This window comes from Flavobacterium adiutor, from assembly GCF_048282555.1.
Lineage (GTDB): Bacteria > Bacteroidota > Bacteroidia > Flavobacteriales > Flavobacteriaceae > Flavobacterium.
Map to the genome: position 1 here is coordinate 165076 of NZ_CP182487.1, position 15631 is coordinate 180706.

General features: G+C 34.4%; 15 protein-coding genes. 6 read left to right on the forward strand and 9 right to left on the reverse strand.

Annotated elements, in window-relative coordinates; genetic code table 11:
• Positions 1–81: 81 nt before the first annotated feature.
• The 3 genes from ACNC7R_RS00630 to ACNC7R_RS00640 all read right to left on the reverse strand — a co-directional run bounded on the left by ACNC7R_RS00630 (position 82) and on the right by ACNC7R_RS00640 (position 4914).
• A complete protein-coding gene (locus ACNC7R_RS00630; protein WP_417939063.1) occupies positions 82–1503 on the reverse strand; it encodes a hypothetical protein in 1422 nt (473 codons plus the stop codon).
• Positions 1504–1637: 134 nt separating this feature from the next.
• On the reverse strand, positions 1638–3773 hold the full coding sequence (metG, locus tag ACNC7R_RS00635) for a methionine--tRNA ligase (RefSeq protein ID WP_417939064.1): 2136 nt from the start codon (positions 3771–3773) through the stop codon (positions 1638–1640).
• A gap of 253 nt (positions 3774–4026) precedes the next feature.
• The gene (locus ACNC7R_RS00640; RefSeq protein WP_417939065.1) at positions 4027–4914 is read right to left on the reverse strand and encodes a 3-keto-disaccharide hydrolase; all 888 of its coding nucleotides are present in this window, start codon (positions 4912–4914) and stop codon (positions 4027–4029) included.
• 246 nt (positions 4915–5160) lie between these two features.
• On the opposite strand from ACNC7R_RS00640, the gene ACNC7R_RS00645 reads away from it, so the two are divergent.
• Complete coding sequence (locus tag ACNC7R_RS00645; protein WP_417939066.1) at positions 5161–5388, forward strand: CDGSH iron-sulfur domain-containing protein; 228 nt, start codon at positions 5161–5163, stop codon at positions 5386–5388.
• A 54-nt stretch (positions 5389–5442) separates the two neighbouring features.
• Here ACNC7R_RS00645 and ACNC7R_RS00650 read toward each other — a convergent pair whose 3' ends face one another.
• From ACNC7R_RS00650 to ACNC7R_RS00675, 6 genes are all read right to left on the reverse strand, one after another.
• Entirely contained in the window at positions 5443–5961 is a 519-nt protein-coding gene (locus ACNC7R_RS00650; protein WP_417939067.1) for a YrhB domain-containing protein, read from the reverse strand.
• Between the two features lie 22 nt (positions 5962–5983).
• A complete protein-coding gene (locus ACNC7R_RS00655) occupies positions 5984–6883 on the reverse strand; it encodes a PhzF family phenazine biosynthesis protein (protein WP_417939068.1) in 900 nt (299 codons plus the stop codon).
• A gap of 76 nt (positions 6884–6959) precedes the next feature.
• Entirely contained in the window at positions 6960–7517 is a 558-nt protein-coding gene (locus ACNC7R_RS00660) for a YdeI/OmpD-associated family protein (RefSeq protein ID WP_417939069.1), read from the reverse strand.
• 6 nt (positions 7518–7523) lie between these two features.
• Positions 7524–7946 carry a YdeI/OmpD-associated family protein gene (locus ACNC7R_RS00665; protein WP_417939070.1) on the reverse strand — a complete coding sequence of 141 codons (423 nt, stop codon included), beginning with the start codon at positions 7944–7946 and terminating at the stop codon, positions 7524–7526.
• Positions 7927–8103 (reverse strand): hypothetical protein, encoded by a 177-nt coding sequence (locus ACNC7R_RS00670; protein ID WP_417939071.1) that lies wholly within the window; start codon positions 8101–8103, stop codon positions 7927–7929. Before ACNC7R_RS00670 ends, ACNC7R_RS00665 begins: the two co-directional genes overlap by 20 nt.
• A gap of 138 nt (positions 8104–8241) precedes the next feature.
• On the reverse strand, positions 8242–8649 hold the full coding sequence (locus ACNC7R_RS00675; RefSeq protein WP_417939072.1) for a hypothetical protein: 408 nt from the start codon (positions 8647–8649) through the stop codon (positions 8242–8244).
• A 415-nt stretch (positions 8650–9064) separates the two neighbouring features.
• Between ACNC7R_RS00675 and ACNC7R_RS00680 the strand changes: the two genes are divergently transcribed.
• The 5 genes from ACNC7R_RS00680 to ACNC7R_RS00700 all read left to right on the forward strand — a co-directional run bounded on the left by ACNC7R_RS00680 (position 9065) and on the right by ACNC7R_RS00700 (position 15579).
• Complete coding sequence (locus ACNC7R_RS00680) at positions 9065–9607, forward strand: hypothetical protein (protein ID WP_417939073.1); 543 nt, start codon at positions 9065–9067, stop codon at positions 9605–9607.
• 83 nt (positions 9608–9690) lie between these two features.
• On the forward strand, positions 9691–11244 hold the full coding sequence (locus tag ACNC7R_RS00685; RefSeq protein WP_417939074.1) for a hypothetical protein: 1554 nt from the start codon (positions 9691–9693) through the stop codon (positions 11242–11244).
• Positions 11245–11333: 89 nt separating this feature from the next.
• The gene (locus ACNC7R_RS00690; protein WP_417939075.1) at positions 11334–12254 is read left to right on the forward strand and encodes a hypothetical protein; all 921 of its coding nucleotides are present in this window, start codon (positions 11334–11336) and stop codon (positions 12252–12254) included.
• Between the two features lie 186 nt (positions 12255–12440).
• Complete coding sequence (gene serS / locus ACNC7R_RS00695) at positions 12441–13712, forward strand: serine--tRNA ligase (RefSeq protein WP_417939076.1); 1272 nt, start codon at positions 12441–12443, stop codon at positions 13710–13712.
• A gap of 85 nt (positions 13713–13797) precedes the next feature.
• Positions 13798–15579, forward strand: coding sequence for a tetratricopeptide repeat protein (locus ACNC7R_RS00700; protein ID WP_417939077.1), 1782 nt, complete (start codon positions 13798–13800; stop codon positions 15577–15579).
• The last annotated feature ends 52 nt before the right edge of the window (positions 15580–15631 follow it).

Consider the following 15631-nt stretch of genomic DNA (forward strand, 5'->3'; position numbering starts at 1 on the left):
TTATTAGGAGAAAAGCAAAATTAATACTTTGAAAGTGTTGTCAGAAAAAAACTCCCGAGTTGCTAAATCGGGAGTTCTTGGTTAATCTACAAATTTCCTAAAGGTATATTGTTTTGTTTTATTATCGTAATATCCTAGATAGTAAGCATCTAATTTAAATAAAATCTGTGATGAAATAGTGTTGTTTTTATCAAAAAAACTAATGATTTTATGAGATGCTAATGGCTGTAATTTTCCTTTGATACGATTTCCTGCAGTATCAAACAACCCTTCGGTTTTAACTACTCTTCTGTTAGAACTGGATGTGAAATCTTCCATTGATGTACTAAATACGATCTCTTCAGTGAGTCCAAAATCATTTATTGTAGTCTGATCGGTTGATTGTTTTAACTCCGATACGCCTCCAAAAGTAATAAACGTATTTGGACCAGTCTTATAACAGGAAAGACCCAAAGATAAACTGTTTACCTTCAAAATAAACAGCGGACTGCTTGCCAAAGTTCTTTTGCCTCTCAAACTGCCTCCCTGTTCAAAAAATTCAGAATTTTTAAAGGCAATTGGTTTCGTTGAATTGGCAAAATATTCTTTTAAAATGTTGTCCTCTAAATCTTTTATTGTGAAATAAATAATGCCTGATGAGGTTTTTAGCTGATATAGTTTATTATCAAAATAAAAGGAATTTGAATTTAAAAATTTTCTATCGCCAACTAAATGTTGCTTTTTTATCATCTTTTCGGTAGCAGTAAAACTTTGTAAGTCAATTAGAATCACCTGGGTAAAATCGATGTTGGTGTCAATAGTAATTACAAGTTGCTTATCTTTCAAATAGCATTTTCTTTTTTTGGCAGCATCTATTAATGATGTTTGATTTTCAACAGTAATATTTTGTAAAGAGAAAGGCGCCTCAAAAGGCAGCAAACTTTCGGAAAAAGCCGTATATAAATCTGATTTTTTATAGTCTAATGTAAAAAAGTGAAACCCTTCTGTGTTAATTATTTTCTCTGTAAAATTACCTTCATTGTTGAAGACATATAGTTTGAAGATATTACTGTCTTCTACAACTGTCAGGATGTAAAAGTTTTCGTCCTGACTGAATTTTTGTATAACTTTTTCGTTTTTTAAAACCAGTTTACATTCTTTGAGCAGACTTTCTCGACTATTAGGATTAAACACTTGGGAAAAAATGGTTTCATAATTATTAGATGACCAGAATAATCTTGTATTGCCATTACTGCTATTATAACCAATTATATTAGTGTATGTTTTAGGATTCGGTCTTTTATCCGTGATGCTGTCTGTAATTTGCATCTTTTCATTCAGGTAGATAGCTTTTATTTTTACTGAGTCTCTCACAAACAATGTAACTGCGTTTTTTTTGGGATTAGCAATTTGAAAAACAGTACTACTTTTTTTCAATTCCAGAGGTATCGAATTTATAATTTCCTGTGCGAAAGCGGATATATTTATGAGAAGTAAAAGGCTCAAACAAATTGTTTTTTTCATGATTTGTTTTTTTTAGTTTATTAATTTGCGAATACTATATTTTTTTAGATATAATAAGTTAAGACCTTTAAAATCAAAAGCGTGAATCAATTATGTTTAACCGATTCACGCAATTTCATTTTATTTATAAAAATTTAGTTTACAGTCGATCCGTTTGGCGCATCAGCATCCGGATTTACAAATACCAGTTTTCCTTCGGTATTTGTTGTCATTAAAATCATTCCTTGGCTTTCAACACCACGTAAAGCTCTTGGTGCCAGATTCGCTAATACAGAAACACGTTTCCCGACGATTTCTTCAGGTGAAAAACTCTCCGCAATTCCGGAAACAATCGTACGAACATCGATTCCTGTATCTACTTTTAGTACTAAAAGTTTATTGGCTTTTGGCATTTTTTCTGCTTCAAGAATAGTTCCGATGCGAATATCCATTTTCGCAAAATCCTCAAACTGAATCAACTCTTTTTGTGGTTCTGGCTGTTTGCTTTCGGCAAGATTAGCGGTTTTTGTAGCTTCCAATTTATCTATTTGTTTTTGTATTTCTTCGTCTTCGATTTTGTTAAAAAGTAATTCAGACTCATTAATTTTATGTCCTGCCGGAATTAAATCTGAGTTTTCAGAAATATCATTCCAACATAATGTTTTACCCAAAATAACGTCTGTAGCTCCAGGATGATTTTCTTTCAAATATTTACTGAATCCTTTAAAGTGTTCTTTCAAGTCTTTAAAATTCAGAATTTTTGAAATTTTAGCTGATGTAAATGGTAAAAATGGTTCAGCTAAGACGCTTAAAGCTGCAGCAATCTGCAAGGCAACATATAACTGTGTTTTTACACGTTCTGGATCTACTTTTATAACTTTCCAGGGCTCTTCGTCAGCAAGATATTTGTTTCCTAAACGGGCCACATTCATCAATTCACCCAAAGCTTCACGGAATCTGTAACGCTCAATCGAACTTGAAATCACAGCTGGATAAGCTTTTAATTCATTTAAAGTAGCTTCATCAATTTCAGTAAATTCGTTTGGAGTTGGAATAACACCATCGTAATTTTTGTTAATTAAAACAGCAACACGATTCACGAAGTTTCCTAGTATAGCTACCAATTCATTGTTATTTCTTGCCTGAAAATCTTTCCAGGTAAAGTCATTATCTTTTGTCTCAGGAGCGTTTGATGTTAATGCATAACGCAAAACATCTTGTTTATCCGGGAACTCTTCTAAATATTCGTGCAACCAGACTGCCCAGTTTTTAGAAGTCGAAAGTTTATTTCCTTCCAGATTCAAAAACTCATTTGCAGGAACATTATCCGGTAAAATATAGCTTCCTTCTGCTTTTAGCATTGCCGGGAAAATGATACAATGGAAAACAATATTGTCTTTCCCTATAAAATGAACCAATTTGGTGTCCTGATTTTTCCAATAAGGTTCCCAGTCTTTTCCTTCGCGTGCAGCCCATTCTTTCGTAGAAGATATATAACCAATTGGCGCATCAAACCAAACGTATAATTTTTTTCCTTCGGCACCTTCAACCGGAACGTCAATTCCCCAATCCAGGTCACGTGTTACGGCGCGAGGCTCTAATCCGGCATCAATCCATGATTTTACTTGTCCGTACACATTCGTTTTCCAGTCGTTTTTGTGACCTTCCAAAATCCATTCACGTAAAAAAGCATCATATCGATCCAATGGTAAAAACCAATGCTTCGTTGATTTCAAAACTGGAGTTTCTCCCGTTATTGTCGATTTTGGATTGATCAGATCAGTCGCATTCAAACTCGAACCGCATTTTTCGCACTGATCACCGTAAGCTTCGGGATTATCACATTTCGGGCAGGTTCCTACCACAAAACGGTCTGCTAAAAACTGATCTGCTTTTGCATCATACAATTGTTCGGTAACTTCTTCAATAAAATCGCCATTATCATATAAAGTCCTAAAGAATTCCTGAGCCGTTTCGTGATGAATTTTAGCCGAAGTTCTGGAATAATTATCAAACGAAATTCCGAAATCAGCAAACGATTTTCGGATAATTCCGTCATATTTATCGATAACTTCCTGTGGTGTAACGCCTTCTTTTTTAGCTTTCATCGAAATGGCAACACCATGTTCATCACTTCCGCAAATAAATGCAACGTCTTTTCCCTGCAGGCGAAGGTATCTCGAATAAATATCTGCAGGCACGTAAACCCCCGCCAAATGCCCAATATGGATTGGTCCGTTGGTGTAAGGTAATGCTGCTGTGATTGTATATCTTTTTGGATTCTGTGTCATGATTGTATTTTATTGGGTGCAAAAATAAGGAATAGAATTGAGAATTTGTTATTATGCAGAGATTCACAAAGATTTTCACGGAGATTCACAACGTTTTTTTAATCTCGCAAAGTCGCAGAGCCGCAAAGTTTTTTAAATTAATGCCACAGATTAAGGGATTAAAAAGATTTTTTAGATTAAAATATGATTAATTGTTGAGAAACAAAAATGTTGAAATAGAATTAAGTGAAGTAATCAAAGCCAGCGATTCCCTTTATTTGAAATAATTTTCAAACTCAGTGGGCATTTTGTTTATTGGTTTTATTTTGATGTTTTTATAGTAAACTTGACAGGCTTCGCTTTGCAGCTGTATTTTTCCTTCATTTAAAGGCATAAATTTTTCACCATCGAAATAACGGGAATTTTGCAAAACCATAACCACTTTACCGTTGACGATATGAAGACTTTTACCTTCAAAGCAAACCAATTCTATTTCTGTCCAGCCGTTATTAGGTGTTTCAGCTTTCATTTTTCGCATACAAAAACCGGTATTTTCAGTATGTGTCCCAAACGGAATAAATGGCTGGTCCTCATCGGCTACGGCATTCATTGATCCTTCCGGAAGATAGGCTTTGATATCAATTGCTGAGTTAGCGATGTTCCAGTAATCGCCAAAATGACCTTCCATTATTTGGAATTCCTGTGATAACATCCAGGCACGCCAGTAATCTACGCCCGCTTTGCCTTGCGAATGATAAAGTACTCCGGCATCCTTCAGTTTTTCGGTTCTGGGCTCCCATTTTTTATTTCCAAATTTGACTTTCAGTTTCAGGCGATAGTTCTTGAAATCTTCTTTGGTAAAGACGCAGCCATAATATTCGCCTGAAACTTTAAGGACAGGTTCTTTGTTTTCCTGAATTACGGTAAACATATTGTTCACATTTTTATTGTAGCCAATAGGGGGTATTTCGTTTCCATTAACATCTGTTGGGACTTTTCCCGAATATCCGTTTTGGTGTTTATAACTTAGATACATATCCCATTTGCTGAGGTTCTTATCCAGTAAATTGATCCAGCCCTCTTCGAGTGAGTTTGTTTCGTTGGTTGCAGAGGTTAGGCTAAAGAGAAAGGCAAATGCTATTAGAATGGAGTGTTTTTTCATAAGTAGTTTGATAGTTTAGATAAAATGATTTCTCAAATCTACAAAATAATGTCTCAATGCTAATGGTTTTATTGATTCAAAAGCGGATACCATTTCTGCTTTTTATCCTGATTATCAGTACTTTTAATTTAGTTGAAATTGAAAGTATTGTTTAAATAGAACCAGTTTAAACTGATGTTAGAAGTAAAATCTTCAGGAAATATTTTGCAATCTTTGCCGTCCAAAAAAATAACAAAAACAATTTTTATGAGCAAGACAAAACTTATCATCAATAAAAACGGATCAATCAAAATTGAAGGTGATTTTGAAATTATGGATCCGGAAGGAACTCTTTACGGACTTCAGGGAAGATCAGCATTAGGCCTTTGCCGTTGCGGATTATCAAATAACAAACCGTTTTGCGATGGCGGACACAGAAACAACTTCGAACATGATGCTTGCGCATTTGATTTGCCTCCGATGAAAACGAATTAAGGATTTTAATTCTGAATACAAAACTGTATCCTTTTTCGGATGCAGTTTTTTGTTTTATAAAGTTTCCGGTTTGTTTCCCCATGCTAAAATTAATGAAGTGTCAATTCCAATGTTTTGCAGATCGTATTGTAGCATTTTAAGTCGAAATTCAGAACCAGAAGCAAGACTAAAAGTTTTACTGTCTTTTATTTCTTTAATTATATTCAGCCCTAATTCTAGTTTGTTTTTTAATGATATTAGCTTTGAATTTTCAATAAGGTGACTTTCAGGTAAAATCAAATTCCAAATCTTTTTCTCTTCTTCATATTTCTGAAGTATTTCTTCTAAACTGTAGGCTGTTGGATAAGAAGTTTGTTCTAAGGTTTCTTTGTCAACTATAATTGGTGAATTTCCTGCAATTGCGTATTGTGTTTCTTTTGTTTCATGGTATAGTTTAGAAGTATAAAAGAAAATCCATGCGTATGGTTTTTCAATAGTAAAATTGTCCAAAATAATCAATGAATCTTTATCTGAAAAATTCGAATTTTCTAATCTGTCAGCAACTAATTTCCTTGCTTGTTCAAAAGTGTGCATAGTAATTCAATGTATTATGATTTTACAAATACAATTCCCCTTTCATCGTAATAATCGAAGAACCACCCACCAAAATATCATTTTCACGATTCATTACTTCAATTATAGAAGGCTGATTCAGTTTAACGCCTTGTAGAATTTTATATTCCTGATTGGGTTTTGTGTATTTCTTTTGAGTAAGGAATCCAATTAAAGGCCCGGCAGCAGTTCCCGTTGCAGGATCTTCATTGATTCCAATTACAGGGTTGAAAAATCGGGTTTCGGCAATGTTGTCATTTTGATCTGAAATAGTAAAGCAATAAAACCCGTCAGAGCGGTATTCTTTCGAAATCTCAATTAAAAGTTTATTGTCAGGAACAATTTCGTTTAAAATTCGGCTGTTTTTAATGGGAACCATCATGTGAGTGACTTCCGTTTTTACAATTGTCGGGACAAAGGCATTCACATCTAAATCCTCAATTTTTAAACCAAGGGCTACCGCAATTTTATATGTTGGAATTTCCTGTTGGATGATTGCTGATTTTTGATGCATCTGTACCACCGGATATTGTGTAACCGGATCAAAACTTACGGTTACCGGAATCGCAGAATGTTTCATGATCACAAAACGATTGTTTTCTGATTGCTCTTCAAATATGGGATTTTTTTTGAATAAGGCGCCACAAACTGCTCCCAATAAATTATGTCCGGCACCGTCAATTTCAATTCCTGTTGGGGTAAATGAACGAACATTTAATGCTTTTTGCTCTTTTGAATAATAAACAAATGAAGTTTCAGAGTAGCCAAATTCTTTAGAAATATCCTTATAAGTTTGAAGACCTAAATTTCCATCAGTAAAAACAACAGAAAGAGGATTTCCTTTATAACTTTCGTTTGAGAATACGTCTAAAACATAGTATTCAAGGGCTTTTCTTTTTTCCATTGTGATCTTTTAAGAGAATTTTACAGAGAATAAAGTTACTATTTGTTTACTGACGAAAGGTTTTTTTAAGTTTTTTTTATAAAATTCGTTTTTGCTCCGCACTCGCGGCTATCGCCTTTTCAAGTCTAGAAATTCTGGTTTTTTCCTGTTTGGCACTCATGATTAAATGAATCACTACTCTTTTGTAAGATGGTGCCTGCTTTTCAAAAAAATCCCAGGCAGGTTTATTGGTTTTGAATTGTTTTTCTAATTCAGGATCCAGAATATAAGCTTCTTTTTCGTGTGAATAAATTCCGGATCTTTCTTCAGATTTTAATTCGAAAGCTTTTTTACCTGCTTCTGTCATTAATCCGGCTTTTGTGAGCTGCTCGACTTTTTTAATATTGATAACACTCCAGATACTTGATTTTTTTCTTGGCGTAAACCGAATCGAATAACTTTCATCATCAATAGTTTTCCGGATACCGTCAATCCAGCCAAAACAAAGCGCCTGATCTACAGATTCTGACCATGACATGGTAGGTTTTTTGCTGCTCACTTTATAGAAACCAACTACTAATTCGGTTTCGGTTTGGTAATGTTTTTCCAGCCATGCTCTGAATTTTTCCTGATTGGGGAAGAAGGTTGCTTTCATATTTAGTTAGTCATTTAATCCTTTCCCGTTAAGAATGTGCGGAATGGCTTTTTCAATTCGTGACGCTCTGGTTTTGGACTGCTTGGGTGCCGAAAAATGAAGTATGTAGGCTCTTTGCTTTCCAGGAGTCAATGCTTGAAAAGTGGGTTTTAGATCCGGATTTTCATCTAATTTGGTTTGAAATTCTTCGGCAATAACAAATTCTTCCGTCTTTTTGAATTCAAATTTTAAACCTGCCTTTTCTACTTCAACAGCTTCATAAATATAGGCTTTCAGGACAGGTTTCAGTTCAGTGATTTGCTGGATATTGGTAAACCAGATCTGGCGTGCCGACTGTACATTAGCGGTTTGCTGCACCAGAATATTGTTCGTGTCTTTTAATAAGGCGCCTTTGAGAAAACAAAAATGCTTAATATTCCTTAAAATCATGAATTAAAACGATGTTGTTTTTCTGAAAAGTATAACAGGGAACACCCCATTTTAATTCTTCGAATAGCTGGCAGTCCAGAACAATTGTTGTTAATTTTTCGTTTTCTTTCTGCCATTTTTCGTTTTTACTAAAATAAAAATCAACTTTAGGATTCATTGGTTTTCCTTGTTTAAAGTCTGTATAAGGTTGTATTACCTGCAAAAAGTATAATCTGCATTAACAAAACTACGAATTAATCTGTAAAGGGTTGATTTGTAAATAATGAGTTTTTTAATGAAATTTTGTAGTTGGATATTATTTTAGATTTACATGGTTTTTGAAATTTTTCTTTATAATTAATAATGCTGCAATTGAAACAATTAGGTTTGAAAAAAGATAAAGTTCAAAAATAGCTTCAAAACGAACTATTTCCAGAAGTGCCACTATTAAAAGCAGTATTGAGAAAAATAAATTAAGCCAGGCAACTAAAACAAGTAAGAAGATTTTTAATTGAGCAGAAAACCATTTTTTAATTAAAGAGATTATTATTGCCAAAATTCCTAAAGCTGCAATAATCCAACAGCTATACATAAAAATCATGAGAGTAGTAAAACCCTGAAACCATCCCGGACTTTCAAAAAAATAGATAAAAAATATTATTACAGCCCAACTATTAGTAATTAAAAGAGAAAATATTAAACTTTTGAATAAGGTTTCTTTCATGTTTTTGGTTTAGTGTAATGGTGAGAATTTTGAATGAGCGAAACAAAATCTTTGCCATTATTATTTTTCTTATAAAAACGAGATTGCGTTAGGGATAGAGGCGGTATCCTTTTGCAGGCGAAGCAAGGCAAAAGATAAAGCCGAAAGCCCGGCCCGGAGGGAAACGCCCAAAATATATTACCAATCGTATCATTATTTACCCGAAATTTGCAAAATCATTTGTATCATGGCTAAAGGACCTGAAAAAAAACACTAAAAACAAGGCGCTGCATACTAAACTGCTAAACCGCAAAAAGGCTAAACTTCAGGATGAGAAGAAAGAACGCGCCTTGCGTTTGAAAGCATTGGTCGCCAAAATGAATGAAAAAAAGAATAATGGCGATACGCTCATATAAATAATCTCAAAAAAGACAAAATGGAAGAATTCGGTAGCATACTAGTTTCAGAAACGGCAATGAACAGTGGTAATTCGCAGGATGTAATTAATTCAAATATTTCGGTAATCAATTTAATGCGGGAAGAAGGCGTTGATGACCAATTTATTCATGAAGATGCGTTATTGAGTTATTATCTCGATTATTACACTTCAAAATATACAGAAGGAAATTTTGCGAAATTTGTGTATGATTCCCGCTGGAATAAAGAACTGAATGAACTTATCGAAGAAGGTCTTGCCCTTATTGGAGCCGAAAAGCATTTAGAATTATTTCAGGCTCAGGCAAAAAGGGTTAAATTACTGAGCAGTGTGAAAATTGGTAAATTCTTAAACGGCAAATTTGAAGGGGTTAATCCAACAAGGGATTTATTGAATAACAATGCATTTTTTGAGTTGGATGAAAACCTTACTGAACTCAATGCAAATTTCTTAAAAAGCCATCCGGACTTTGAAGTGCTTCCTGTAGACGATATTTTTGCTGCGCTGGAAGAATTTACCGGTCATGAGATTAAGCGTTCTTAATTATATATTTCGATTAGTGTTATTTTCATTCTATTTAACTTTCTTGTAATTTCGCTTTCAGTGAATTAGTTAGTAAAGTCAAAATGAAATATACGTATTCTACGATTTTCCTGATTGTATGCTTTTTTAGCTTTCGTTCAGGATTTTCTCAAAATAAAATCAGTCTTTTTTCAGAGATTAATTATAATTCGATTCCGCCGGTTTCTTTAAATGAGTATAAATCGGTTCAGGAGCGTGATAAAAAGTTTCAAAACCCCAACATTGCTTTAGGAGTGGCTATTTCGGGCGGAGGTTCAAGAGCGCAGTTTTTTAGTATGGGTGTGCTTTTAGGTTTAGAAGAAATCACAGAAGACAATTCTCATCGCAATTTTTTAAACGAAATTGATTATTTCTCAACGGTTTCCGGAGGCTGTTATTCGGCTGGGTATTATGTAACTATCCTGAAAAATAAACTGTATCAGGGTCACCAGTCTTTTAATGATTTTTACTTTTCCAAAGCCGATGCTTACAAGGATTATGTCAATAAATCGGCTAGTATTTTATCCCTTCTCAATAATAGCAAAAACGAAAAAGGCGATAAAATATCCATGAGCCAGCAACTGGATCTTGAGGTCTTGCAATATGACTGCACGAATCCTGACAATCCTGATAAGTGCAAAACCCAGATGCTTTTGTCTGATTTTTTTATTCCGAAAGAAAGCACGCTACGTCCTTATTTACCGATGATGGTTGCCAATGGAACAGCCTATAATAATGGAGAGCGGATTGCATTTATGCCTCATGTTATCAGAGGGCTCAATATAAATTCGTCCCTGGCTCCCAATAAAGCTACGGTTTGTTTAGATGAAAATGAGGTAAACGATGGTTACGAGTTTCCGCTTACTTATGGAATAACGGCGAGTTCTGCTTTTCCGGGCGTGCTTCCAAAAACAAAATTCGGAATCAAAGGACAGAATAAGATTTTATGTATTATTGATGGTGGTGCTTCAGATAATATGGGATATAAAACCTTATTAGAACTTCTTCATGATGATGCTAAAGTAGATAATAAAAACAAAAAAGCACTATTTATTGATTGTTTTGGCCAGGGAAAAAAAGAGCCTTACATAACTGACGAAAAAATCAAATTAATCTCATTGCTCGAAACAACTTCTTTGTATACGGTTCAGACTCGGTATATGACTTTTGACATAGATATTGAAAATGCATTTGAGAGATATAAAATACCTGTTTCAAATTATGAGATAATTGGTTTTACAACCCTCAGAGACCATTTGCAGAAAATGAAAAAAGACGAATCATATCAAAAAATTGTGGCTGAACTAAAAAATGCGGATGATGATTCTAGTAATTGGCTGAAGTTTTATCAAAAATTCAAACACGATTTAATAGATCAGTTTGGTGAACTTAGTTTTACACGTGATAAGGAGGGCGAAATAATTCTAGCCACCTTGACCCGCAATAAGTTTAATGAATTAACAGCTGGAAACATTTTGATCTTATATGAATTTGCCTCCCACGTTGAAACCAAGCTAAAAATAACCCCTGAAGAAAGAGAAATGCTCTTGTTATCCGGACGTTTTGCGACTTTTTTAAAAACAAAAGAATTAAAAAATCTGCTGACTGAACATAAATAGTTTAAAAATAAGGAATTCATCAGGTTTTATTTAAAAAGCTTAGTAAGAATATTTTATATTTGAAAGCCCCTAACCATAAATCAAAAGCAATGAAAATTACAACCTACCTGATTCTCATTGGCACTTTTTTATTTTTAAGCTCCTGCGAGAAGAATAAAAAACAAGCCATTGACGAAAAGGCGACACTTGCAGCAGATGTGCAGTCTGAAAATGTAAAGCCAAAACCAGTCGAAAAGCTTGTTTTTAAAGATAATGAAAGCATATTACTGTCTGAAGAACTGGATTTGACCCTCTTAAAAAAAGTAGTTAACAATCTCAATATCAGATATTCTGATTTACGAATCAACAAAACAACTTCTGTTAGTTATAATGATAAAATTACCTTTTTTGTCATCACTTATGTAGTCAATACGGAAGAACACAGTCAGGAAGCAGATGAATATGATTTGGGAGATTATCTCGAAAGAAAATACCTTTTTGTCAATAAAGCAGACGGTAAAATTATTGCCCAGGAAACAGATTTTAATCTGAGCTATAATGAAAATGAGGGGACGAAGTTTTCTAAAACGTATATTCTCAAAGATTTGATTCAGCTCAACGAGCATAAAACCGGAGTTGCTTTTTATACAGAAGAAGCTTCAGGCAGTCGCGTGAGTTTATATTCCCAGCAAAAATTTACGATTCTTGCATTAGTAAATAGTAAAATAAAAAAGTTTTTATACGAATATCCAATCAGAAAAACGCAGGGAGATTCAAACGGCAGAGCTTCTTTTGAACTGGAAACTTTAGAAACAGGTTTAATAGTTTCTAATGAAGAAACAAATGGTTTCCTGGATTTAATAGTTTCAAAAAACTTTTTGTATGAAGTTTCAGTAGAAGCAGATGAGGAAACGGGTTCTGCAGAAAAGTCCACTATCAGGGTAAAAAAAGAATCCGAAAGACTAAAATATAACGGTCAGATTTACGTGTTTAAGAAAGATGACCGATACAGGTTTCTGGATTATAATTAAGATTTGAATTTCTAGATTTGAATTTCTTAACAAAAAAACTTCCCGAATCTCGGTATAACCTTCGTGCAACTTTGCGTAACATCTTTTAAAATACATTCTTTCCCGTAAAACTTTGTCGTAATCTTAGGAAACATTTCCTTAAATTTGCTTCCGTTATAAAAATACAATAGTTATAAAAACCAAGCTATGTTACAAATCGCATTTATTAGAGAAAATCAGGAGAAAGTAATCAAGGCTTTAGCAAAACGAAATATCGATGCTAAAAGCGTTGTGGAAGAAGTGGTGCAATTAGACGAAAACCGTCGTGCAGCTCAGGTAGAATTAGACAACACTTTATCTGAATCTAATAAATTGTCCAAAGACATAGGTGAGTTAATGAAGGCTGGTGAGAAAGCCAAAGCAGCAATCTTAAAAGAAAAAACGGTTTCATTAAAAGAGAAAAGTAAAGAACTAGGCGAAAAAGCAGAGGCTTTAGCAAATGAACTGACTAATAAATTATACACGTTGCCAAATCTTCCGGCTGATATTGTTCCTGAAGGAAAAACACCAGATGACAATCTAAATGTTTTTCAGGAAGGAGATATTCCGGTTTTACACGAAGGTGCTCAGCCGCACTGGGAACTGGTAAAAAAATACGATATCATCGATTTTGAACTGGGTGTAAAAATCACAGGTGCAGGTTTTCCGGTTTATAAAGGGAAAGGTGCCCGTTTACAGCGTGCCTTAATTAATTATTTTTTAGATAAAAATACAGCTGCGGGTTACAATGAGGTTCAGGTGCCGCATTTGGTAAACGAAGCATCAGGATACGGAACAGGACAATTGCCGGACAAAGAAGGGCAAATGTACCATGCAACCGTTGACGACTTATATTTGATTCCGACTGCTGAGGTTCCGGTTACGAATTTATTCCGTGATGTGATCTTAAACGAAAGTGATCTTCCGATTCTTCACACGGCTTATACACCATGTTTCCGTCGTGAAGCAGGTTCATACGGAGCGCACGTTCGAGGATTAAACCGTTTGCACCAATTTGATAAAGTAGAAATTGTACGTGTAGAACATCCTGATAATTCTTATGCGGCTCTTGACGGAATGGTAGAACATGTAAAAAACATTTTGAAGGAATTGAAATTGCCATACAGAATTCTGCGTCTTTGCGGAGGCGATATGGGTTTCACGTCTGCTTTGACGTATGATTTTGAAGTGTTTTCAACGGCTCAGGATCGTTGGTTAGAAATTAGTTCTGTTTCTAATTTCGAAACATTTCAGGCAAACCGCTTGAAATTACGTTTCAAAGACAAAGACGGAAAAAACCAACTGGCTCACACACTTAATGGAAGTTCACTGGCTTTGCCAAGAGTTTTAGCCGGAATTTTAGAGAATTACCAAACACCAGAAGGAATCGTAATCCCTGAAGTTTTGCGTCCATACTGCGGATTTGATATTATAAACTAATTTTAGTAATTTAGAGTTAAACCTAACAGGTTTTCAAAATCTGTTAGGTTTCTTAATTGTTAAAACCCACATTAAAAACTGAAATATGAAAAACATCTTTATCTATATCGTTTTGTTGTGGTCTTCCTTTACATTTTCCCAAAATGAGCAGCTTGCTCAGTATTATTACGATAAAGGCGATTTCGAAAAAGCAAAAATCAGTTATGAACAGCTTTTAAATGCTTCTCCATCTAATACGCAGTATTTTTTAAGAACGGTTGAATGTTGTCAGCAATTACAGCAATTTGCTAATGCTGAAAAGATGATTCAGGATCGGTACAATCGCTACAAGCAAGGTGTTTTTTTAGTAGAATTGGGCTATAATTTTCAATTGCAGAAAAACGAATCAAAGGCCAAAAATTACTACGAGCAGGCGATTGAAAAAATCAAAACGAGTCCGAATGATGTTTACGGCATTGCAAACTCTTTTGAGAAAAAAGTTTTGTTGGAGTATGCTTTAAAAGCCTATCAAACGGCAATGCAGGTACAGCCAAATTATAATTTTAATTTCCAGATCGGGATGTTGTACGGACAGCTAGGAAAAACGGATCTGATGATTGATCTTTTATTGGCTGAATCTTTTAAAAATCCGCAAAATACGAATCTGATTCAGACTCAGTTGTCACGGTTCATGAACGGTGAAACGGATAATACAGCCTTTAAGGATGCGATGCGGAAAGCTTTAATTCTGAAAACCCAACAAAATCAGGATGTGTTCTGGAATCACTATCTGAGCTGGTTTTATGTGCAGCAAAAAGAATTTGGGAAAGCTTTTATTCAGGAAAAAGCAATTTATAAGCGTGAACCTGAATCATTAATTAGTATAGTTAATTTAAGTCAGTTTGCACTAAATGAAGATGATACCGAAACGGCTGCTGAAATATTGAATTTTATTCTGCAGAATACAAAAGATCAGGATTTACTGATTCGGACAAATGCGAGTCTGATGCAGATTAAAATTGATAAAGCATCAGAAATAGATTACCCTGCAATTAATACTGAGTTAGAACATTTGCTTGCAACTTATGGAGTAAGTCCTTTTACCTTATCTTTGCAAATAATTCAGGCGCATTTCCTGGCTTTCAATCTGAAAAAGACAGAAGAAGGAAAGACCATTATAAAAAAAGCTTTAGAGCTCAATTTAAACGAGTATCAGAAAGCAGATGCTAAAATGGAGCTAGGTGATATTTTGCTTTTGGAAGAAAAATTCAATCAGGCCTTGATTTATTATTCGCAAATCCAGTTGGATCTAAAGAATGATATCATGTCACACGAAGCAAGTTTAAAAGCAGCCAAAACAAGCTATTTTAAAACTGATTTTGAATGGGCTTTAAAACAATTCAAAGAACTAAAGTCGGCTAATACGCAATTAATCGCAAATGATGCTCTGGAATATTTTTTACTGATCAATGACAACACAGTTGCCGATTCGACACAGACTGCTTTGAAGCAGTTTGCAAAAGGGGATTTTCTGCTTTATCAGAATAAGAAACAGGAAGCAGTTGCGCAATTTCAGAATATTCTGAAATCGTTTAAAGGGCAGGAAATCGAAGCTGTAACAATGTTGCGTTTAGGTCAAATCTATGAAAGTCTCAAAGATTATAATTCGGCTTTAAGCCAATACCAGCAAGTAATTGACCATCATAGCGACGGCATTTATGTAGACGAAGCATTGTTTTTCTCCGCAGAAATTTACAACGACGAATTAAAAGATATAGAAAAGGCAAAACCTTTGTATGAAAAGGTAATTTTTAATCATCAGGACAGTATTTACTTTGTTGATGCGAGAAAAAAATACCGACAGTTGAGGGGAGACAAAAATTTATAAAATAGATTTTTGGATTATTAGAAAGTTAGATTATTAGAAGTCTAACAATCTA

Excerpts from the sequence above, each read along its gene's own strand:
- ACNC7R_RS00650 (WP_417939067.1), bottom strand. The coding sequence starts at position 5,961 with ATGCACACTTTTGAACAAGCAAGGAAATTAGTTGCTGACAGATTAGAA.
- ACNC7R_RS00685 (WP_417939074.1), top strand. The coding sequence starts at position 9,691 with ATGAAATATACGTATTCTACGATTTTCCTGATTGTATGCTTTTTTAGC.
- ACNC7R_RS00680 (WP_417939073.1), top strand. The coding sequence starts at position 9,065 with ATGGAAGAATTCGGTAGCATACTAGTTTCAGAAACGGCAATGAACAGT.
- ACNC7R_RS00645 (WP_417939066.1), top strand. The coding sequence starts at position 5,161 with ATGAGCAAGACAAAACTTATCATCAATAAAAACGGATCAATCAAAATT.
- serS (WP_417939076.1), top strand. The coding sequence starts at position 12,441 with ATGTTACAAATCGCATTTATTAGAGAAAATCAGGAGAAAGTAATCAAG.
- ACNC7R_RS00675 (WP_417939072.1), bottom strand. The coding sequence starts at position 8,649 with ATGAAAGAAACCTTATTCAAAAGTTTAATATTTTCTCTTTTAATTACT.
- ACNC7R_RS00670 (WP_417939071.1), bottom strand. The coding sequence starts at position 8,103 with ATGAATCCTAAAGTTGATTTTTATTTTAGTAAAAACGAAAAATGGCAG.
- metG (WP_417939064.1), bottom strand. The coding sequence starts at position 3,773 with ATGACACAGAATCCAAAAAGATATACAATCACAGCAGCATTACCTTAC.
- ACNC7R_RS00640 (WP_417939065.1), bottom strand. The coding sequence starts at position 4,914 with ATGAAAAAACACTCCATTCTAATAGCATTTGCCTTTCTCTTTAGCCTA.
- ACNC7R_RS00690 (WP_417939075.1), top strand. The coding sequence starts at position 11,334 with ATGAAAATTACAACCTACCTGATTCTCATTGGCACTTTTTTATTTTTA.
- ACNC7R_RS00630 (WP_417939063.1), bottom strand. The coding sequence starts at position 1,503 with ATGAAAAAAACAATTTGTTTGAGCCTTTTACTTCTCATAAATATATCC.
- ACNC7R_RS00660 (WP_417939069.1), bottom strand. The coding sequence starts at position 7,517 with ATGAAAGCAACCTTCTTCCCCAATCAGGAAAAATTCAGAGCATGGCTG.
- ACNC7R_RS00700 (WP_417939077.1), top strand. The coding sequence starts at position 13,798 with ATGAAAAACATCTTTATCTATATCGTTTTGTTGTGGTCTTCCTTTACA.
- ACNC7R_RS00655 (WP_417939068.1), bottom strand. The coding sequence starts at position 6,883 with ATGGAAAAAAGAAAAGCCCTTGAATACTATGTTTTAGACGTATTCTCA.
- ACNC7R_RS00665 (WP_417939070.1), bottom strand. The coding sequence starts at position 7,946 with ATGATTTTAAGGAATATTAAGCATTTTTGTTTTCTCAAAGGCGCCTTA.